Annotated in this window: 16 protein-coding genes; 5 read left to right on the forward strand and 11 right to left on the reverse strand. The window is 71.2% G+C overall.

Going from position 1 to position 19,270, the window contains the following annotated elements:
- Window positions 1-135 precede the first annotated feature (135 nt).
- Together ACGFX9_RS22675 and ACGFX9_RS22680 are read left to right on the forward strand one after the other, a co-directional pair.
- A complete protein-coding gene (locus ACGFX9_RS22675) occupies window positions 136-1,011 on the forward strand; it encodes a TauD/TfdA dioxygenase family protein (protein WP_393475397.1) in 876 nt (291 codons plus the stop codon).
- A 23-nt stretch (window positions 1,012-1,034) separates the two neighbouring features.
- A complete protein-coding gene (locus ACGFX9_RS22680) occupies window positions 1,035-2,267 on the forward strand; it encodes an epoxide hydrolase family protein (RefSeq protein ID WP_393474759.1) in 1,233 nt (410 codons plus the stop codon).
- A 48-nt stretch (window positions 2,268-2,315) separates the two neighbouring features.
- On the opposite strand, the gene ACGFX9_RS22685 is transcribed toward ACGFX9_RS22680, so the two are convergent.
- Window positions 2,316-2,840 (reverse strand): GNAT family N-acetyltransferase, encoded by a 525-nt coding sequence (locus tag ACGFX9_RS22685; RefSeq protein ID WP_393474762.1) that lies wholly within the window; start codon window positions 2,838-2,840, stop codon window positions 2,316-2,318.
- Window positions 2,841-3,084: 244 nt separating this feature from the next.
- Between ACGFX9_RS22685 and ACGFX9_RS22690 the strand changes: the two genes are divergently transcribed.
- Complete coding sequence (locus tag ACGFX9_RS22690; protein WP_393474765.1) at window positions 3,085-3,894, forward strand: acyl-CoA thioesterase; 810 nt, start codon at window positions 3,085-3,087, stop codon at window positions 3,892-3,894.
- A gap of 66 nt (window positions 3,895-3,960) precedes the next feature.
- Here the strand turns inward: ACGFX9_RS22690 and ACGFX9_RS22695 are convergent, their stop codons facing one another.
- Together ACGFX9_RS22695 and ACGFX9_RS22700 are read right to left on the reverse strand one after the other, a co-directional pair.
- Window positions 3,961-4,404, reverse strand: a complete 444-nt coding sequence (locus ACGFX9_RS22695; protein ID WP_393474769.1) for a subtilase-type protease inhibitor — start codon at window positions 4,402-4,404, stop codon at window positions 3,961-3,963.
- Between the two features lie 318 nt (window positions 4,405-4,722).
- Entirely contained in the window at window positions 4,723-7,152 is a 2,430-nt protein-coding gene (locus ACGFX9_RS22700) for a polysaccharide lyase 8 family protein (RefSeq protein ID WP_393474772.1), read from the reverse strand.
- Between the two features lie 132 nt (window positions 7,153-7,284).
- Here ACGFX9_RS22700 and ACGFX9_RS22705 point away from each other — a divergent pair, with 132 nt between their 5' ends.
- Complete coding sequence (locus tag ACGFX9_RS22705; RefSeq protein ID WP_393474775.1) at window positions 7,285-7,968, forward strand: alpha/beta fold hydrolase; 684 nt, start codon at window positions 7,285-7,287, stop codon at window positions 7,966-7,968.
- 67 nt (window positions 7,969-8,035) lie between these two features.
- On the opposite strand, the gene ACGFX9_RS22710 is transcribed toward ACGFX9_RS22705, so the two are convergent.
- Both ACGFX9_RS22710 and ACGFX9_RS22715 read right to left on the reverse strand, forming a co-directional pair.
- Window positions 8,036-8,863 carry a hypothetical protein gene (locus ACGFX9_RS22710; RefSeq protein ID WP_393474778.1) on the reverse strand — a complete coding sequence of 276 codons (828 nt, stop codon included), beginning with the start codon at window positions 8,861-8,863 and terminating at the stop codon, window positions 8,036-8,038.
- Between the two features lie 227 nt (window positions 8,864-9,090).
- Window positions 9,091-9,921: a slipin family protein gene (locus ACGFX9_RS22715; RefSeq protein ID WP_393474780.1), complete on the reverse strand. Its 831-nt coding sequence runs from the start codon at window positions 9,919-9,921 to the stop codon at window positions 9,091-9,093.
- Between the two features lie 100 nt (window positions 9,922-10,021).
- Here ACGFX9_RS22715 and ACGFX9_RS22720 point away from each other — a divergent pair, with 100 nt between their 5' ends.
- A complete protein-coding gene (locus ACGFX9_RS22720) occupies window positions 10,022-10,750 on the forward strand; it encodes a class I SAM-dependent methyltransferase (RefSeq protein WP_393474783.1) in 729 nt (242 codons plus the stop codon).
- Window positions 10,751-10,805: 55 nt separating this feature from the next.
- On the opposite strand, the gene ACGFX9_RS22725 is transcribed toward ACGFX9_RS22720, so the two are convergent.
- The 6 genes from ACGFX9_RS22725 to ACGFX9_RS22750 form a co-directional block, all read right to left on the reverse strand.
- Window positions 10,806-12,008 (reverse strand): type III PLP-dependent enzyme, encoded by a 1,203-nt coding sequence (locus tag ACGFX9_RS22725; protein ID WP_393474786.1) that lies wholly within the window; start codon window positions 12,006-12,008, stop codon window positions 10,806-10,808.
- Window positions 12,005-13,816, reverse strand: a complete 1,812-nt coding sequence (locus ACGFX9_RS22730) for an IucA/IucC family protein (RefSeq protein WP_393474788.1) — start codon at window positions 13,814-13,816, stop codon at window positions 12,005-12,007. Before ACGFX9_RS22730 ends, ACGFX9_RS22725 begins: the two co-directional genes overlap by 4 nt.
- Window positions 13,816-15,042, reverse strand: a complete 1,227-nt coding sequence (locus ACGFX9_RS22735; RefSeq protein ID WP_393474791.1) for an MFS transporter — start codon at window positions 15,040-15,042, stop codon at window positions 13,816-13,818. Before ACGFX9_RS22735 ends, ACGFX9_RS22730 begins: the two co-directional genes overlap by 1 nt.
- The gene (locus ACGFX9_RS22740) at window positions 15,042-16,880 is read right to left on the reverse strand and encodes an IucA/IucC family protein (protein WP_393474794.1); all 1,839 of its coding nucleotides are present in this window, start codon (window positions 16,878-16,880) and stop codon (window positions 15,042-15,044) included. Before ACGFX9_RS22740 ends, ACGFX9_RS22735 begins: the two co-directional genes overlap by 1 nt.
- The gene (locus tag ACGFX9_RS22745; RefSeq protein ID WP_393474797.1) at window positions 16,877-18,070 is read right to left on the reverse strand and encodes an acetyl-CoA carboxylase biotin carboxylase subunit family protein; all 1,194 of its coding nucleotides are present in this window, start codon (window positions 18,068-18,070) and stop codon (window positions 16,877-16,879) included. Before ACGFX9_RS22745 ends, ACGFX9_RS22740 begins: the two co-directional genes overlap by 4 nt.
- A gap of 107 nt (window positions 18,071-18,177) precedes the next feature.
- A complete protein-coding gene (locus ACGFX9_RS22750) occupies window positions 18,178-19,182 on the reverse strand; it encodes an ABC transporter substrate-binding protein (protein ID WP_393474800.1) in 1,005 nt (334 codons plus the stop codon).
- Window positions 19,183-19,270: the final 88 nt, after the last annotated feature.

Raw genomic sequence — 19,270 nt, forward strand, 5'->3', positions numbered from 1 at the left:
CCGCGCCACCCGCTCACTCATCACTGAAGGATCACCATGACTGTCGTCACCCCTGCCCTCCCGCCCACGGGGTCGTCCCCTGACGCGCCGGCCGCGTCGCCCGCTCTCCGTGACGCCCGCGTCCCCGCCGACGGCATGTACGAAGGACGCCGCACCCTGCACCGCGTGCCGGAAGGCTGGGAAGAGCGCCCGTACGAACTGATCGACGTCGTCCCCCAGGGCCGCATCATCGGCGCCGAGATCCGCGGGGTCGACCTCGCGCGGCCGCTCACCGCCGGGCTGCGCGAGGAGCTCAACCGCGCACTCCTGGAGTGGAAGGTGCTGTTCTTCCGGGGTGCCGGAATCACCTCCGAGCAGCAGCGTGCCTTCGCCCTCAACTGGGGTGACCTGGAGACCAATCCGCTGCTCGCGCGCGGCTCCGCCGACGACGTCGTCCGGTTCGACAAGGGCGGCAGCGCCACACCCACGTACGAGAACGTCTGGCACGCCGACGTCACCTTCCGCGAACGCCCCGCGCTCGGCGCCGTCCTGCAGTTGCGTGAGGTGCCGCCGGTGGGCGGCGACACGATGTGGGCGGACATGGCCGCCGCCTACGACAACCTCCCGGACGAGGTGAAGGCCCGCATCGAGGACGCCCAGGCCGTGCACGACTTCATCCCCGGCTTCGCCCGCTTCTACGGCCCCGAGAAGCTGATCCCGCTCCAGGAGGAGTTCCCGCCGGTCACGCACCCCGTGGTGCGCAGGCACCCGGAGACCGGGCGGCGGATGCTCTTCGTCAACACCTCCTTCACCACGCACATCGTGGGCATGGACCGGGCGGAGAGCGACCGGCTGCTCGGCTACCTCGTGCGGCAGGCGCAAGTCCCGGAGTACCAGGTGCGGTTCCACTGGCAGGCCGGCGACGTCGCCTTCTGGGACAACCGCTCCACGCAGCACTACGCGGTCGACGACTACGCCCCGCACCGTCGCGTGGCCGAACGCGTCGCGATCGCGGGCGACCGCCCGTACTGATTCTCTTCCTCGGAAGGACCCCCATGGCAGCCGCAGCACGCTTCCCGTTGACGCCCGAGCCGATCCACGTCCCCGACGCGGTGCTCGACGACCTCAGGGCGCGGCTGCGGCTGACGAGGTGGCCCGACGACGTGGGCAACGACGACGGGTACTACGGCGTCCGCCGCGGCTACCTCCAGGAGTTGGCCGAGTACTGGCTCCACCACTACGACTGGCGCAAGGCCGAAGCCGCGATCAACGCCTACGAGCACTACCGGGTGAACGTCGACGGTGTGCCGGTCCACTTCATGCGCAGGCCCGGCGTGGGCCCCGCACCGACGCCGCTCGTCCTCACCCACGGCTGGCCCTGGACCTTCTGGCACTGGTCCAAGGTCGTCGACGCCCTCGCCGACCCCGCCGCCCACGGCGGGGACCCGGCCGACGCCTTCGACGTCATCGTGCCCTCGCTGCCCGGCTTCGGCTTCTCCACGCCGCTGCCGGACCACCCCGACATGAACTTCTGGAAGGTCGCCGACCTCTGGCACACCTTGATGACCGACACGCTCGGCCACGAGAGGTACGCCGCCGCGGGATGTGACATCGGCGCCCTTGTCACCGGCCAGCTCGGCCACAAGTACGCCGACGAGCTCCTCGGCATCCACATCGGCTCCGGCCAGAAGCTCACCCTGTTCAACGGCGACCGCGGCTGGGACCTCAGCGGCGGACAGCCGATCCCCGAGGGGCTGCCCGAGCCCGCCCACCGCCAACTGCTCTCCCTGGAACGGCGCTTCGCCGCCCACCTGGCCGTCCACGTCCTCGGCCCCAGCACCCTCGCCTACGGGCTGAGCGATTCACCGGTCGGCCTGCTCGCCTGGATCCTGGAGCGCTGGGACAAGTGGAGCGACAACCGGGGCGACGTGGAGAGCGTCTTCTCCAAGGACGATCTCCTCACCCACGCCATGATCTTCTGGGTGAACAACGCCATCGGAACGTCGATTCGCTACTACGCCAACGCCAACCGCTACCCCTGGACCCCCTCCCACGACCGCCGACCGGTCATCGAGGCGCCCACCGGCCTCACCTTCGTCGGCCACGAGAACCCGCCCGGCGTCACCACCGCCGAGCAGCGCGTCCAGAGCTGGCTCGCGGGCGACCGCGCCGACTGGTATCACCACGTCAACCTCAACGCCCATGAGGGCGGCGGCCACTTCATCCCCTGGGAGATCCCCGAGGGCTGGATCAGCGACCTGCGCCGTACGTTCCGCGGCCGACGCTGAGCGGCGCTTCGACGCATGGCTTCCGGGCGCGTCGACGCCCGGCTCCGCTCAACGCTCCAGCTTCCGCGCCCACTTGACCTCGCCGTCCTGCCACTCGTCCGTGGGCGCAAGGCCCGCGGCGGTGGCGACGGCGGCCGAAGCCAGGTGATCCGGGTGGACATGCGCGATGACGCCGGCCACATCCCGCTGCCCCGCAAGCCAGCCGACGAGGCCACGGGCCGCCTCCGCTGCGAGGCCCCGCCCCTGCCAGGGGGTCCCCACGACCCAGGCGATCTCCGCGACAAGCCCCTCACCGCCGTCGGCGGCCGGACCGACGGTCGCCTGCACGGTCCCTGCCAGGTGGCCCTCGTCGCGCAGCCGCAGCACCCAGTTGCACCAGGAGACCGCCGGGTCGGGCGCCCCTGCGGTCATCCGCCGGTAGCGGGCACGCAAGGCCCCCGGATCGTCCGGCGAGCCGCCGATGTAGGTGTGCAGGGCCGGATCGGAGAGCACATCGGCCATCTCATCAGCGTGCTCGACCCGCAGGGGTACGAGGACGAGACGGGCGGTGGTGATCTCCTGTGCGTGGACCATGGCTGGAGACGGCTCCTTCAAGGGGCGATGGGCGGCCGCGGCGCGAGGCAGCGTACCCGGCGCCCTGTGATGTGCGTCATGCGGGCGCTGCCCGGCCCGCTCGCCGGGGCACACTGGCAGCTGGATCAAGGAGGAGCCCCGTGGACCGGACCATCCGACGCGCAGCCGTCCGAGACGCAGCTGTCCGAGACGCAGCCGTCCAAGGCGCGGCAAACACGCCCGACCCGGCCCCGGCAGGTGCGCGTTGACCACTCAGGCGCGGTGCACGCTCTCCGATCTGCTGGTGGTCGAGGAGACGGGGGAGAACCGCTACCGGGCCGACGTCGTCGTCACCGAGCCCTTTTCCTTGTACGGCGGCCAACTCGCCGCCCAGGCGCTGCTCGCCGCGGGACTGACCGTGCCGGAGCGGCAGTTGCCGCACTCGCTGCACGCCGCCTACCTCCGGCCCGGTGACACCACGCGCCCCGTCGACTTCGAGGTGGAGCGGACCAGGGACGGAATCTCCTTCGGCGCGCGCCGAGTTGTCGCCCGCCAGCACGGAAGGGTGGTCTTCACCATGTCGGCCTCCTTCCACGAGCCCTCGGCGGGTCAGGACACCCAGCTCGGCGACGCACCGGCCCCGACGCCGCCGGAGGAGTCCGAGCCCTTCGAGATGCGGCGCTTTCCGCTGATCGAATGGCGCCTGCCCGCGCAGACACAGCCGTGGGGGCGCGGCCTGCCCACACGCCTGTGGGCGCGGGCCAAGGACACACTTCCCGGAAGCCCGCTTCTGGACGCGTGCGCGCTGACGTACGTCTCCGACGTGTCGACCGGCATCTCCGGCGTCAGCGGCGGCGGCAGATACGCGGGCATCACGCTCGACCACGCCGTGTGGTTCCACCGTCCGGTCAGCTTCGACTCGTGGGTGCTCCTCGACATGGTCCCGCGGACCGTCGCGCAGGGCCGCGGCTGGTACTCGGGCGGGATGTACACGGCCGAGGGGACCCTTGCCGCGAGCCTGGCCCAGGAAACGCTCTTCCCGCCGGTCAGGTCCGGGGATTCCCGCGGGGCGTGAGGTGGGCGGCGGCAACGTGCACGGGGCGCGCGTGTCGTGCGCCCCGTGCGGCTGACGCCTCGGCCCTCAGAAGGAGAGCGCGGAACCCTCGGGCAGGCTCGCCCGCATCTCGCAGCTGTTGCCGAAGGTCTTGGACCACGCGACGCGTCTGCCCTGCCAGACACCGTCGACGCTGACCACGACGGGCTTCCACTCCTTCGTGCACGCCATACCGGACGGCGAGCCGACCAGCTGGGCGAAATCGCCGTCGGCGGCCCTCAGTTCGGCGCAGGCGGCGGACGGCGACGGGTGGCTCCCCGAGGCCTTGGGCATACAGGTCAGGGTCACGGCGCGCAGCATCGTCGCCGTGGCCGCGTCCTCGCCCTGGCCGACGGCGAGGACCAGCGACGAGGGCGCGTAGAGGCTCGCGGCGGCGGCCTTGGGCTGAGCCTGTGCCGTGCCGGCGGCTGCGGACATCACGCAGGCGGCCACGACAGCGGTGGCGCCCACGGTCTTGAGGAAGTAGCGCACGTCAACTCTCCTTTGATGCGGGTGTGTTCCTGATTGCGGTCGGGAGTCTTGCCGGTGCGGAGAGTGAGCACCAATTGCATGGTCGATTTCCGGATGGATGTGTCCGCTCAGCGGTCACCGGACGACTGTTCGGGCAGCTCAGGGCGGGCGAAGAGAGGGTGGAGCAGCGCGCGAAGAGTGTCCACCATGCGGACCGGAGTCGATGGTGCAAGCAAGAACAACCGCCTGACCTGCAAGGACAGTTGTTTTGATTTTCTACCGGAATTCAGGGACGACCTGAAAGCATCGGTGCTAAAGGGCGCGGCGCCGCGCCCGCTGTCAGCCGAGCTTCACTGTGATCCGCTGACTCGCCCCCCTGGTACCGCTCAGGTCGCCGAAGGTCAGCTTCAAGGACGCTCCCGTGGCCGCGGATGTCACCGTGGCGGGCTTGGCCGTCACCGCGGAAACGGCGCGGTTCCAGGCCAGCGTCAGGGAGGTCTGCGCGCGCATCGGGTCGCTGACGCAGATGACCGCGGTGCCGTCGCTCTTCTCGCTGATCTGCACGGAGCAGGGAGCGCTCGCGGTGAGTTTTCCGACCGTGCCGCCGAACCAGAAGTTGACTCCGGTGAAACCGAGCGTGGGCACGGAAACACCCTGCTGGTCATCGGAGTTGGCCAGGATCTGGAGCCATCCCGTGTCCGTGGCGCGAGCCGCCGTCTGGGCCGCGCTCGCGCCGGGCATCAGTACGTAGGCGTACGTCCCCTTCGTCGGGGCGGTGCCGTGGTCGACGTACATCGTGAGGTACTTGCGGGCGATCGCGGTCGTGGCGCCGCCCTTGTTGATGTCGCTCCACTTGCCGGTGCGCTCCTCGCGCAGTGCCTTGACCGTCGCGCCGCCGGGGAAGACGTAGCCGCCGTGGCCCCCTATGTGGGCCCACTTGGCGCCGGTGAGGGTGGCGGACCAGGGCACGGCGGTCGGTTTGGCGGCGCCGTCCACCTGGAAGGGCGTCGTACCCGTGGGGCCGAGATTGCGGTTCTCGACGGTCGTCTCGACCGCCGCGCCGTCCGTGCAGGCGATGCCCGTACCCAGACAGACGATCGCGTCGTCCAGACAGAACCAGGACTTCTTCGCGCGCAGTGTGCTCTGGAGGCCCTTCAAGTACTGCCCGATGGCCGCCCGTTGCCCGTCGCTCGCGCCGCCCACCCATTTCACGTCCGGCAGCGACGCGCCCCAGTCGCCGCCCGCCGCGTCCCCGAGAGCCTTGCGGGACGCCGTGGTGCCGGGCAGGCGGTACGGGTCGACGGTGGGCCAGAAGGCGTCGCTGTACTGGCCGTTGGCGTAGGTGTCGCCCCACCAATAGAGCATTCCGGAACCCGTGTGCCAGCCCCGCAGATTCTCGCCGTTGCCCGTCTCGTAGTACGTGATGCGGGGATCCGCCATGCTGATCGAAGCCGCCCAGCCGGGGCGCCGGTGCGTGGCGCGGGCCATGTCGGTGAACAGGCGGTGGCCGGTGGGTTCGGCGGTCGCGGCCACCGTGGTGTCGTCCTCGACGCCCTTGAGCCGGGCCAGCGCCGTCAGGCCGAGCGAGGGGTCGCTCAGCGGCGGGCTGTAGTAGTCGCGCCGTACCCAGCCCTTGACCAGGCCGCGCCAGCGCGCGTTCTCGGCCGCGCTCGCACCCTGGCCCAGGAGGACGACGGCGGACAGGATCGGATGCCCGCGCAGATGGTCGTCGGCCTGGATCTTCTTGGCGTCCGACGCGGCTAGGCCACGGCTGATGGCCCGGCCCGCCACGCCGTCCATGACGAGGCCGTTGTAGATGAACGGCGCCCACGCCTTCTCCACGGCATCGAAGATGATCTGCTTCTTGGGGTCCGTGACCTCCCAACTGGAGCCGCGCAGAAGGGCGAAGAGCATGCCGATGCCGCCCAGCATCACCGATCCGTACGACCCGGTGTAGGGCACGGTGGTGTGCTGGATGAACGAGCCGTCGGTATAGAGACCGTCGCCGGCCGTCACGTAGGGGAAGACGGGGGAGAGGGCGTCCCTGGCGAGCGCGATCTTCGCGGAGTCGGCGCCGACGACCCCGCGCAGCGCGAGCACGCGGCACAGGTCGACGCGGTTCGCGCCGGTGCTCGTCCCGGTGTAGCTGCCCACCGCCGAGTCCGGCACGAAGTGGTCGACGGCCTTGCAGTAGTTGGATATCTGGGCCGCCGACAGCTGGTCGTACATCAGGACGCAGAGGTCGAGGAGGTGCTGCGGGGCGCCTATCTGCCAGCTGTACCAGTTGCCGAAGCGCGCCTGGTTCTCGTTGTAGACCTGCGCGTAGAGGTGGTCGAGGCCGGTCAGGATGTCGGCCCTGAGGCCCGCGTCGCCGGTCAGCCCCGTGCCCTCCTGGCGGTAGGCCTGCGCCATGGTGCTGAGCCTGCTGTAACCGGTTACCACGTTTGCCGAATAGCCGTACGACTCCTGGTCGGTGTCCGGATCGGGATCCGCGTACGAGATGTCCGGCCAGAGGGACCCCGTGGCAGGGGCCATGGCGGCGCGCAGCTCCCGCGCGGTGGTGCCGAGTTCCGCGAGGCGGCTCTTGAACGGCTCGGCCGTGGGAACGAAACCGTCCCCCAGGATCAGCGTGCGCCACTTGGTGCGCAGGGCCTCGTACGCGTCGGCAGCCGCCGCTTCGTCGGGCGGCAGGACCCCCGCAGCGGTCAGGGCGAGCGCGGAGCCGCCGGTGGTGAGCAGGAAAGCGCGGCGGGACCAAGGAGATGTCATGGGGTCTCCGATGGTGAGGTGATGGCGAGGGAGGGGAGAGCTGCGGGGGACCGCGTGAGGGTAAGCGCTTTCTAGCACGCGCGTGTGCCACCGCTCAATGGTTCGGACGCACCGCGCTGTAGCGTCAGGGGCATGAACGATCACGCAGTGGTGGATGTGGGCGACGTACGCCTGGCCTATCGGACCTGGGGCGACTCGTACGGCTCGCCCGTCGTGCTGCTGCACGGGCTCGGCGGGTCATCGGCGACCTGGGAGCAGGTCGGGCAGCTGCTCGGCCAGGAGTGGCGGGTGTACGCGGTCGATCTGCGCGGGCACGGGGAGAGCGACTGGCCCGACGAGTACGGGGTCGAGCTGATGCGGGACGACGTGCTCGGCTTCCTCGACGAGCTGAGCCTCGACCGTGTCGGAGTCGTCGGCCACTCCATGGGCGGAGTCGTGGCGTACCTGCTGGCCGAGGAGCACCCCGACCGCGTCGAGCGCCTGGTCCTGGAGGAGACGCCGCCGCCCTATCCGAGCGACTGGGTCGAGGTCCCGCGCCCCGAAGGGGCCATCGACTACGACTGGCCCGTGTCCCCCGCCGTCCGCGCCCAGATCTTCGACCCCGATCCGGAGTGGGCCGAGCGGCTCGGCGAGATCGTCGCGCCGACCCTGATCGTGGCGGGCGGCCCGGACAGCAGCATGCCGCAGGAGCGCATCCCCGACATGGCGGCGGCGATCCCCGACTCGCGGCTGATCACGCTTCCTGGCGGGCACCGGGTGCACGAGCAGAATCCGCAGCAGTTCGCGGAGCAGGTCACCGAGTTCTTCACGAGCTGAGCTGACCTCTGTCGCTGCCGCGGGTGGGGTGCGGGGCGCGGTGGGACCACGCCCCGCACCGCGAGGGTTACGCTGGGCGCGGCCGTGACTGGTGGAGGCGGGTGTAGTAGCGGCCGTCCGCCTCCAGGCCTGTGGGGTCGTCGCCGGCCTTGAGCACCTGGTCGACGGCGTTGCGCTGCTCGGTGAGGTCGGTGAACAGCCGCTGCGGGTAGGCCCGTTCGGGATCCGTCTCGGTGGCCAGACCGTGGGCGTCCAGGCTGGCCAGGATGGGCTGATAGGGCACCGTGCGCAGGACGAACGCGCTCACCCACACCGGAAGGCGCGTCGCGTCCAGGAGGGCGTCGAAGGTGCGGTGGGTGATGTAGCCGATGCCCCCGGTCACGGTGATCAGGCCGACACGTCCGACCGCGCTGCGCAGCCCGTCGCTGGGCGGGTGACGCTCGAGGTTCTCGGCATAGGCCTCGTCGAGCAGCCCCACCTCCAGGGCGTAGCGGGTCGCGTTCTCGGCCGTATCGACGCCGATGACCGGAACGGCGTCCGTGCGCCGCCGCGAGGCGTAGAACTCCTTGTCGAACTCGATGAGTTCACCCCGGCTGAGGGAGCCGGTCGCCTCGCTGGTGTAGTGCGCGTACAGGTCCGCGAGCGTGAGGTCGTGGTTGAGCAGCGCGGCATTGATCCCGTACGAGCAGCACAGGTCGAGAACCGTCACGGGCAGATGGGTGCCGCGCACCGCGGACCGCTGGGCGAGCGTGCGCCGGAAGACGTCCTGGGCCTGCTGCGGTATCTCGTAGCGCAAGGGTGACAGCGTACGGAAGTAGGCGCGGGGGTCAGGCTGGTTGTAGATGTCGTCGAACCGGGTCTTGCCTGCGGCGGTGGTGGTTCGGGCACCGGTCATGAGGCATGCCTCCTCGTGCTGAGTGGCGGGTCTACGGCCGCGATACGTCTACCCGACCCATGGCTCGACCCGGTAGACCTCCTGGCGGTAACCGGCCATGTCAGCGGTTACGCGAGCTGGACCGCGCCCCGGCCCGTGCCTCGTGCGGGCTGGTCAGGGGCGGATCACGCACCGGTGTCCAAGGGCGCCTCCGCGGCTGGTTCAGGCCTGAACGGCTGAGACCTGCCCTACGCCGCGGCCGGACGCCCGGGAATCGGCCCGGCCGCGGGGGCGGGTGGTGCGGGCGACAGCGGCTGTTGCGATTGAGCCCGCTCCAGGAAGCGCAACAGCTCCACGGGGAAGGGCAGTACGAGCGTCGAGTTCTTCTCCGCCGCGACCGCCACGACGGTCTGCAGGAGCCGCAGCTGGAGGGCGGCAGGCTCGGCCGCCATCTCGTGCGCGGCCTCGGCGAGCTTCTTGGAGGCCTGCAGCTCGGCGTCCGCGTTGATCACACGCGCCCGCCGCTCACGGTCCGCCTCGGCCTGCCGGGCCATCGACCGCTTCATCGTCTCCGGAAGGGATACGTCCTTGATCTCGACCCGGTCGATCTGAATGCCCCAGCCGAGCGCGGGCGAGTCGATCATCAACTCCAGGCCTTCATTGAGCTTCTCGCGGTTGGAGAGCAGATCGTCGAGATCGCTCTTGCCGATGATCGAGCGCAGCGACGTCTGTGCCATCTGCGAGACCGCGAAACGATAGTCCTCGACCTTGATCACCGCGTCCGCGGCGTCGATCACCTTGAAGTAGATGACGGCGTCCACCCGGACCGTGACGTTGTCCCGCGTGATGCCGTCCTGAGCGGGGATCGGCATCGTCACGATCTGCATGTTCACCTTGTACAGCCGGTCCACGCCGGGAACCACCAGAGTGAAGCCCGGGTCGCGGATGTTCTCCCGCAGCCGTCCGAGGCGGAGCACCACGCCTCTCTCGTACTGCTTGACCACCCTGGCCGCCGCCGCGGTGTACACCAGGCCTGCGGACACGACCGCGGCCCCTGCTGTGAGCAGCTCTGTGACCATGACGACCCCCAATCTTTCGAGTCGCCCGTCATTACCAAGATATGCCCAGGTTTGTCCATGGTCGAGCCCTTGCCGCCCGCCGCTCACTAGGGTGGGGCCGGTGTTCACCTCCCAGGGCCCCACGCTCCGCGAACTGGCCGCGCAGGCCCTGTCCTCCATCGAGGACGGCTATGACCTGCTGGCCCCCAAGTTCGACCACACCCCTTTCCGTACGCCGGACCGAATGCTGCGCGCGGTGGGCGACACGCTGCGTGACCTCGGGCCTTTCGACGCGGGGCTCGACGTCTGCTGCGGCACCGGCGCGGGCGTCGGGGCGCTGCTGCCGCTGTGCCGGGAGCGGGTCACCGGGGTCGACTTCAGTACGGGGATGCTGGCCGAGGCCCGGGCCTCCGTGACCGGCCGGGTGGGCGGGCCCGCGGTGGAGTGGGTGCGGGCCGACGCCCGTGACCTGCCCTTCAGCGGGGCCTTCGACCTGGCGGTGAGCTTCGGGGCGTTCGGACACTTCCTGCCCGCCGAGCGGCCACGGCTGTTCGCCGAGGTCGGCCGGGCGCTGCGGCCGGGCGGTGTCTTCGCCTTCCCGATCGGCGCGCCACAGCCCCTGACGTCACCGCTGTACTGGGCGCTGCTCGGCTTCGACGGCGTGATGCGGGCGCGCAATCTCCTGTGGCGGCCGCCGTTCGTCATGTACTACCGGACCTTCCCGCTGCGTGACGTGCGGGAGGACCTGGTGCGGGCGGGGTTCACGGTAAGGCTGCGTCCGCTGGAGGAGTTCGGCCGCCGGGCGGACGGCAGCCCTCACTGGTGCCTCGTCGAGGCGCGGAAGACCTGAGCGCGATCACTCGGGCGGCGGCCGCCCCCCCAACGTGCCGTCAGGCGGAGGGCGTTCACAGGAAGTGGAAGTTCGGCCTGGGGTGCATGAGGAAGTCATGGTGCGAGATGTTCCACGCGTACGCGCCCGCCATCGCGAACACCACCCGGTCGCCCGCCCGCAGCCCCGCCGCCGGAACCCGCCGGGACAGGACGTCCTTGGGGGTGCACAACTGGCCCGCGAACGTCACCCGTTCCTGCCGCGCCTCGGACCGCGGCCAGGGGTGCGGCCACGGCTCGCGCGCCGGGAGCACGGTGCAGGGCTGGTCGTGGCCCTTCGCGGCAGGGGTGCGCAGATGGTGGGTGCCGCCGCGCACCACGGCGAACTCCTCCCCGTGGCTCTGCTTCACGTCGAGGACCTCGGTGGCGTACCAGCCGCAGTACGCCGTCAAGGCCCGCCCCGGTTCGATGCGGAGCGTCAGTCCGGGGTGCCGCGCGCAGAGTTGGGCGAGGCCCTCGCCGTACGCGGCCCAGTCGAAGTGCGCGTCGGGGGCGGTGTAGTCCACGCTCATTCCGCCGCCCACGTTGACCTCCGCGAGGCGGATGCCGTGCCGCCGGGCGAGCGCCTGTGACCAGGCCACGACGGACCGGGCCACGGTGAGCTGCCGCGGCGCGTCGAGGCCGCTGGCCAGATGGGCGTGCACGCCGAGCAGCCGGAGCTGGGGAAGGCTGCCGTCCGTGAACCGGATGACCGTGGCGTCGGCCTCCTGCGGGTCGAGGCCGAAGGGGGTGGGGCGCCCGCCCATCGCCAGTGAACTCCCGGACAGGGAACCGGAGTCGAGGGCAAGGTTGAAGCGGAGCAGTACACCGATCCGGGTGCGCGGAGCGATGCGGGCGGCGAGGGAGGCCAGCATTCCCAGCTCGTACGTGCTCTCCACGTGGAAACGCTCCACGCCGAGTTCAAGGGCCGCCGCGATCTCGTCCGGCGTCTTGCCAGGACCGCCGAAGGCCAGCGGACGCCCCGCAACCGCCTTGGACACGTGGGCGAGTTCACCGCCCGACGAGACCTCGTAGCCGTCGACGTACGGGCCGAGCGCCGCCAGGATCTCCGGCTCCGGGTTGGCCTTGGCGGCGTAATACAGCTCCACTTGCCGGGGAAGCGCGGCACGCACGGCGGCTGCGTGCGTGCTCAATGCCGTCAAGTCGTAGATATAAGCGGGCAGTTCATCGGACGCCAGGTCCAGGGCGCGGTCCCGTACGACGGAAGTGGGGTCGGTCATCCGGCGGCGCTCCAAGGTGCGTCGGTGCGGGCACCGAGGTCCCGTACATGTTCGGCGAGCGGAAAGGGCGAGGTGAGACGGACATAGCCCGCGTCACGGTCGGCCTTGCGCTCCCAGCGGGTGAGCAGATTGGCCTTGGCGGGCAGCGGGACACCGGCGAGCAGCGCGCTGAGCCGGGGCGGGCAGCCGTGCGTGTCCCCGAACTCCTGAAGCGTGGCGCGTACTTGGGACCAGAGTGCGGGCTCGGTCTGCGGGTGCAGGTCGGCGAGGGCGGCGAGCATCTCGGCGACGTGGTTGACCAGGAGGCAGTAGACGACGCGGTCCCAGCCGCGCTGCGCGTCGTACGTCAGCGGGCCGGCCACCTCGGGCGGGAGCGCTGCGAGAGTCCGGCTGTGGCGCTCGGGGACGAGCTTGGTGCCCTCCAGGTCACGGAAGAGCACCTGGGCGGGCATGCCGTCGTCGTCGACGCAGACCAGGACGTTCTGCAGATGCGGTTCGAGGACCAGGCCGTGGTCGAAGTACGCGGCGAGCACGGGCGGCAGCAGCAGCCGCAGATACCTGCGCCACCAGTCGAGGGCCCGCTGCGGACCGGCGCCCGCGAGCAGCCGGGAGATGTGCCCGGGCCCCGTCGGATACTCGTCCGCGACCGCCGCGGCGAGGAGCGGCGTCGTACCGGCGATGAGCCGCCCGGCAAGGCCTTCGCGGACGATGACGCCGAAGCCTTCCAGGAGGGAGGGATCGGGGCTACCGCCCGGACCCGGGAGCGCCAGGCTGCGGTAGGCGGGCTCGCGGAGCACGGCGCTGCCGGGGAAGCGGGCGGCGAGGTCGTCCAGGGCGCCCTCCAGTACGCGGGTGAGCGCGACGGCGCCCGACAGCTCGTAACTGGCGTTCTTGCGCAGGCAGTTGGTGATGCGGATATTCAGGCTGAACTTCAGGAAGGTGTCACCGTCGTACAGCGTGCGCACGGACGCGGTGGCCGCGAAGGGCGAGTCGCCAGGACCCAGGTCGAGTACGTCATCGCGGTCCAGGGCCGCGCGCAGCCCCGGGTGCTCCCGCAGCAGGTCGTACTGCCAGGGGTGCACGGGCAGCAGACGGTAGCCGTCCGGCACGGTCCCGAGCCGGTCGAGCGGGTCCGTGGCTCCCGGGCGCGCCGACTCCTCGGCGATGAGGTGGTCCCGTACGGCGAGGTGGCGCAGCGGGAAGGAGGACGCGTTCTCGGGGGCGTACGCGGACCAGTCGGCCAGGTCGCCGCCGCGGGCCTTCGGAGTGGGGTGGAACCGGTGGCCGAACAGCAGGGACTGCTCGGAGGCGAGGTAGGCCGCGGGCGGGCTGGGGGCCGTCTTGGGGGAGGGTGCCTGGCGGGCGGCGGCGAGGGCGGCGCTCACACCTTCGTGGCTGGAGGCGATCTGCTCCAGGAACTCCTCGTTGCGCACGCCCGTACGCAGGGACAGCTCGGCGTGCGTGTACTCGGCGAGGCGCGGCCAGTCCACCTCCGCCCAGCCGCCGTCGCGCTGCTCGGTCACCGGCCCGGTGAAGCGGTGCGCACCGAGGAGTGAGGTACGGCGCAGCGCGACGCGCAGCAGGACACCACGGCGCGGCAGCCGGAGCAGGAGCCGGCCGTCGACCACGGCGGTCTGGTGCTCGGGGCCCGAGACCTCACGCAGCAGGCAGTTGAGGAGGGTGTGCGTCACCGCCTCGTCGGCGCTGGGCAGTCCGGTGGGCGCCGCGCCGGCGACGCTGCCGGTGGTCAGGGCGGCGGAGTGGGCGGCTGTCGCGGACGGGGCGAACGTGCCGTTCGGCAAGGACATCAACGGCTCCAGCGGATGCGGGTCGAGCGGCGGAACAGGGCGGGGAGAGTGGCGGCGGCCAGGGCGAGCAGGGCGATCGCGGTGCCGGTCAGGAGGGGCGCGGGCGGGCCGAGGAGGCCGTTGCCGGCCGCGGCGGCGAGTCCGGCGGCGACCGCGCCCCCTTTGGAGACGAGTTCGAGCGAGCCGAACATCCCGCCGGGCGGTCTGCCCCTGGCGCACTCGGCGGCCAGCACGGACAGGCTGACAAGGCCGAAGGTGAGGCCCGCGCCGAGCAGCAGCCGTACGCCGGTGAAGGCGGCGAGCGAATCGGCGACGCCGTGCCCGGCGAGACCGAGCGCGACAAGACCGAACCCGGCGGCGATCCCCGGCAGGGGGCGGTGCTCGACGATCCGGTGCACGCGCAGCGCGAAGAGGAGATAGCACAGGTGCGGCAGGGCGAAGAGCGCGCCGGACGCGACCGGCGACACGCCGGGTATTCGGTCCTCGACCAGCGCGATCAGGTAGGGGAAGGAGATGACGGTGGAGAAGACGAAGGCGAACTCGAACGCGTAGAGCGCCCTGAGCGGAGCGAGCCGCGCGGCGGCGTCCGGCTCCGTGGCCACGGCCGCTGCGGGCGGCACCGGAGCGGGCTCGGGGAGCGCGGCGAGCATCACGGCCGCGGCCAGCGGCAGGACGGCGAGCAGTGCGTACTGGCGGTGCGGCGAGATCCAGGGCGTCAGCGAGCCGACGGCGATCGGTGCGACGACGAGCGCCGCCCGTGCCGCGCCCTGCATCAGGGTGAGGGCCTTGGAGAGCCCCGAACCGGTGAGCGCGGCGGCGAGATAGCCGTTGGACGCGGCGAACGTGCCGCCGAGGATCCCTTGCAGCACCAGTGCGGTGACGAATCCCCCGAGGGAGTCGGCCCACCCCGCGAGCAAGAAGGAGACAGCGAGGCCCAGTTGGGCCCGCAGCAGCAGCCGTTTTCGTCCGAAGCGGTCGGCGGCACGGCCCCACAGGGGCGCTCCGAGCGCGCCGAAGACGGTCGGGACGACATAGAGGAGCCCGGCCCAGCGGGCGCTCGCGTCCCCGAGCTCCGGGAGGATCTCGGTGAGGTACGGGGGCAGTCCGAGCGCGGCGAAGGAAGCGACGAAGTAGCAGGCGGCGACGGCGTGCACCTGGCGTCGCCCGAGTTCCGGGCCCACGGCAGAGCCCTCCGTGAGCGCGTGTGTCGACGAAGCGGTGGCCATCAGGAAGTCCCCGTCCGCCGAAGGTAGTTGGGGCCTGTCGTGTAGTGCTTGTTGATGTCGGCGGCCCCGGAGCGCTCCTTGGAGAGGAGGGTGCCCGCGGTGACCATCGCCTTGACGGGCAGCTCCGGCGCGTCGAGTACATGCGCCCGCAGCAGAGCCCCCGGCTCACCGGCGCCTGTGCCGAGCCGTTCGACGGCCTCGGCGAGCCGCTCGCGCACGAGGCGGAGGAGTCGCTCCAGCGGGGCGTGGCCGTGCCGGGCGAGACCGAAGGCGTAGGAACCGGCGCAGAGGTGGAGGGTGATGGTGGTGAACAGGTCGAGCACGGGCCGGTCCCCGTCGACGAAAATCCTCGCGTCGTCGAACTCGCCGGTCGGCGGCGCCTGTTGCCCCATGACGTCACACAGCCGGGCGTGGTTGATCCGCGGCCCGTCGTTGTCCTTGAACAGCAGTCGAAGCCGGGTCCGGGGGCCGTTGCCGTCGTCCTGGTGCCGGTCGTCCAGCACCAGGGAGATGTTCTGCTGGTGGGACTCCAGGGCGATCCCGTAGGCGAAGAGGGTGGTCTGCCAGTCGAAGAGGAGCGTGAGCATGGCGTCGAGAAGGGCGAGGGGATCGCCGCCGTAGAAGCGTTCGGCGAGGCGGTCGATCAGGAGCCGGCAGCTGCCGGGGGACGGGCAGAGCAGGGCGGCCATCGGCACGACGACGGCGCCGTCCAGGCCTGCCGGATAGCGGCGCAGGAGCACGGCGAGGAGTTCGTGCCCTGCGTGGGCGAAGCGGGTCTCGTCCGCGTGCAGCACGATGCCCTGGAAGCGGGGCTCACGGGCGACGACGGCTTCGATCAGACGCTGGCCGGCGGCGCCGTCGACGAGGGTGCCCGGCTTGATGGTGCGCCGGTTGCGCAGACCGAGGGTCGCGGTGGCCAGGGGCAGTTTGAGGTGCCGCGCCGGGTCCGAGAGGAGGGCGACGGTGCGCATCGACAGGGTCGGTACGACGTCGGGGCCGGGCCCTTCGAGGAGCTGGGCGCGACCGTCGAGCCCCGTCTTCCGCAGCGCTTCACGCAGGGGGCCCTCGGCGGTCAACGGATGCACGGGGAGCACGAGATGGCTGCCCTCCAGCTCGGGTGCCCCTGCGGCGGAGGGGGAGAGCCAGGCGTCGGTGTCACCGCCGAGGGTGACGCGGTCGCTGGGCAGAGCCAGTTGCCGCAGCGCGAAGGTGGGGTGGAACTCGGGGGCGTACGCGCGCAGTTGGGTGACGGTGAGCCCGGAGCGGCCACGCGAGGTCGGATACACGGGGTGATCCGCCCGCGCGGCGAGTGCGTCGTAGGCGCTGCCGCTCGCGACTCCCGTCCAGCGGGCGGGGTCCTCGCCGTACCGCCCGGCGAGCAGGCCGTCCACCTCATCCTTCGTCCCGGCGTGCAGCCGCATGGCGTCGAGGGCCTGACCGCACTCTGCGGCGAGCGCCTCGAACCCCTCACGGTCGACGGGGTCGGCGAGGTCACGCAGGGCGCACAGAACGCTGCCCGCGTCGACGAGTTCGACTCCGTCGGACTCCCACCGGAGCAGGGGGCGCCGTGCGGCGTAGGTTCCCTGAAAGCCGTCCGCGTGGACGGGCATCAGCAGGGCGTCGCCGGGCAGGGGGGCGGCGACCCTGGCGGTGGTTTCACCTGCGGTAGAGGCGTTGCGCACCGCCACCGGCAGCCTCAGCCACAAGCCGTCCGGTTGCCGTACCGCCGTGCTCCGGGTGCGCCACCCCACCACGTCCTCGCGCAGCAGCGCGCTCAGTACGCGTAACAGCAGCTCACCCTCAAGGCCGAGCACCGCCGAGGGCACCCCGCGCGTCACGGCGTGATCTCCCAGCGGTGCGCGGCCAGGAACTCCGCCACGGCCCGGTCCACCGCTGCCTGGTCGGTGCCGGTGGCGCGGATGACGCCGAGGAAGTCCCGGTTGGTGCCGTGGAGTTCATGCCGCTCGCCGAGGGCACGCAGCGGCCGGTACGTGAGCCGCACGCCGCCCGCCGCCGTCACGTCGGCCGCGTGCGGCGCGGCCGTCAGCGTCCCGGCGATGCGGGCGCACGGGTAGTCGAGCCGCGCCCGTCCGTCGGTCCGTGCCCCCAGATCCGTGGGGAGCGGCTCGCCCAGATGCGTACGGAGGATGTGCTCGAAGAGCGGGATGCCCAGCAGCTGGGCGAGGAGCAGATCGCACTGATCGCCGATGGCGCGGTAGTTGACCTCTATGAGCCTGGCCCGGCCCTCGTGCACCACGAACTCCGTGTGGCAGGCCCCGAACCCGACGCCGAGCGCGTCCAGTTGAGCCAGCACCTGATCCACCACCGGCGGCGGATGCGCGGGGGTGAACGTCAGCCGCTCCTCTATGAAATACGGCGGCGCGGACACCTCCGTACGGAAGCCGCCCAGGACGTGCCGGACGCGGCCGTCGCCGAGCGTCTCCAGCGTGCACAGCTCCCCGGCGAGATACTCCTCGACGACGAGCGCCGCCCCCGGCCGCCGCGCCTGGATCTCCGCGCACCGCCGCACCAGCTGCTCCGGCCCGTCGACCAGCATCACGTCCTCGCTCGCCACGCCCTCACGCGGTTTGACCACGCACGGGAAGGGTGCGTCCAGAGAGGCGAGTTCGGCCGGGTCATGGCCCGCCGGGAGCTCCGCGGCCCAGACGGCGTCGGCGCCCGATGCCGCGAGATGGCGGCGCATCTGCGCCTTGTCCTTGGTGCGCAGCGCCGCCCGCCAGTCCTTGCCGGGAAGCCCGAAGTACTCGGCGGCCAGGGCGGCCTGGGTCTGGAGGTGGTCGCTGTTGGTGAAGACCGCGTCGGGGGAGTGATGCGCCGAGATCCGGCTGATGACGGCGCGGAAGTCACGTACGTCGCACTCGAGGATCTCCAGGTCAGGGTGGTCCCGCCGATGGGAATCCGGCTGATCGGTGAGGAGCGTGACGTCGAGGCCGAGCCCGCGTGCGGCGGGCAGAAAGCCTTCGGTGACCGAGTCGGTGGGATTGCGGGCAAGGACGTACAGCCGCATGGGCGAGTCCACTTCCGAGTGCGTGCGCAGGCGCGCGGGGGCTGCGGGGGAGCGGGGGAGCGGGGGCGGACCGTCTCAGGGGCGGTCCGCCCGGGGTCGAAGTGTGGCTACTTCTCCGGCAGTTCCACGCCCGTCGCCTTCGCCACGTCCTCAAGGACGTGCTCCGCGGCCTGGACGCCGATGCCCGACATCCACGTCTCGTCCGGGACCGTGAAGACCTTGTCCTGCTTGACGGCCTTCAGGTCCTTCCACACCGGGTTGGACGTGACGTCCTTCTGCTGGGTCTTGTCCGGGGCGTCGGCGACGGTCACGAAGACCAGGTCGGCGTCGGCCTTGTCGATCTGCTCGGGGCTGACGTCAAGCATCGTCTTCTCGGGGTCGGACGAGTTCTGCGACGCCGGGCGCGTGAGGCCGATGTCGTCGAGGACGATGCCGCTGTAGGCGGACTTCTGGTAGAGCCGGGTCGGCCCCGCGATGAAGCGGACGACCGAGGCGGACGGCATCTTCCCGTCGTACTTCGCCTTGATGGACTCACCGAGCGCCTTGGCGCGCGTCTCGTAGTCCTTGAGCGCCGTGTCGGCCTGGCTCTCCATGCCGAGGGCCTTGGCGTGGACCTTCAGGTTCTCCTTCCAGGGGGAACCCGTGGTCTCGGTGAAGACGGTCGGGGCGATGCCCTTGAGCTTGTCGTAGACCTTCTCGTGCCGGACCTTGGAGGACAGGATCAGATCGGGCTTGAGGGAGGCGATCAGCTCCAGGTTCGGCTCCTCCATCGGGCCGACGTCCTTCACCCCGCCGATCTTGTCCTTGAGATACGAGGGGAAGCCGCCCGAGGTCTTGAAGTGCGGGGAGACGGCGCCGACCGGCTTGACGCCGAGCAGCGTGACGTCGTCCAGCTCGCCGGTGTCGAGGACGACGACCTTCTTCGGCTCGGCGGGGATCTCGGTGCTGCCCATGGCGTGCTCGATGGTGCGCGGGAAACCGGTGTCCGCGGCTGCGCCAGCCTCGCCCTTGTCGTCGTCGCCGGAGTCGCCGCACGCGGCGAGGGTGCCGGCGCCGAGGACGACGGTGAGCAGGACGGCACTGACCCTGCGCGGAAGGCTTCTTGTGGTCATGAGGGCTGGATTCCCTTGCTGTGAGCGGAGGTTGGAACGGGCCTGACGGGAGGACGTACGTGTCAGGTCCGCCGAGATCGGACAGAGC

The sequence above is a fragment of the Streptomyces sp. NPDC048436 genome (genome assembly GCF_043200355.1).
Lineage (GTDB): Bacteria > Actinomycetota > Actinomycetes > Streptomycetales > Streptomycetaceae > Streptomyces.

Coding starts and splice junctions, on each gene's coding strand:
- ACGFX9_RS22675 (WP_393475397.1), top strand. CDS start 136: ATGTACGAAGGACGCCGCACCCTGCACCGCGTGCCGGAAGGCTGGGAA.
- ACGFX9_RS22680 (WP_393474759.1), top strand. CDS start 1,035: ATGGCAGCCGCAGCACGCTTCCCGTTGACGCCCGAGCCGATCCACGTC.
- ACGFX9_RS22685 (WP_393474762.1), bottom strand. CDS start 2,840: ATGGTCCACGCACAGGAGATCACCACCGCCCGTCTCGTCCTCGTACCC.
- ACGFX9_RS22700 (WP_393474772.1), bottom strand. CDS start 7,152: ATGACATCTCCTTGGTCCCGCCGCGCTTTCCTGCTCACCACCGGCGGC.
- ACGFX9_RS22705 (WP_393474775.1), top strand. CDS start 7,285: ATGAACGATCACGCAGTGGTGGATGTGGGCGACGTACGCCTGGCCTAT.
- ACGFX9_RS22710 (WP_393474778.1), bottom strand. CDS start 8,863: ATGACCGGTGCCCGAACCACCACCGCCGCAGGCAAGACCCGGTTCGAC.
- ACGFX9_RS22715 (WP_393474780.1), bottom strand. CDS start 9,921: ATGGTCACAGAGCTGCTCACAGCAGGGGCCGCGGTCGTGTCCGCAGGC.
- ACGFX9_RS22725 (WP_393474786.1), bottom strand. CDS start 12,008: ATGACCGACCCCACTTCCGTCGTACGGGACCGCGCCCTGGACCTGGCG.
- ACGFX9_RS22730 (WP_393474788.1), bottom strand. CDS start 13,816: ATGTCCTTGCCGAACGGCACGTTCGCCCCGTCCGCGACAGCCGCCCAC.
- ACGFX9_RS22735 (WP_393474791.1), bottom strand. CDS start 15,042: ATGGCCACCGCTTCGTCGACACACGCGCTCACGGAGGGCTCTGCCGTG.
- ACGFX9_RS22745 (WP_393474797.1), bottom strand. CDS start 18,070: ATGCGGCTGTACGTCCTTGCCCGCAATCCCACCGACTCGGTCACCGAA.
- ACGFX9_RS22750 (WP_393474800.1), bottom strand. CDS start 19,182: ATGACCACAAGAAGCCTTCCGCGCAGGGTCAGTGCCGTCCTGCTCACC.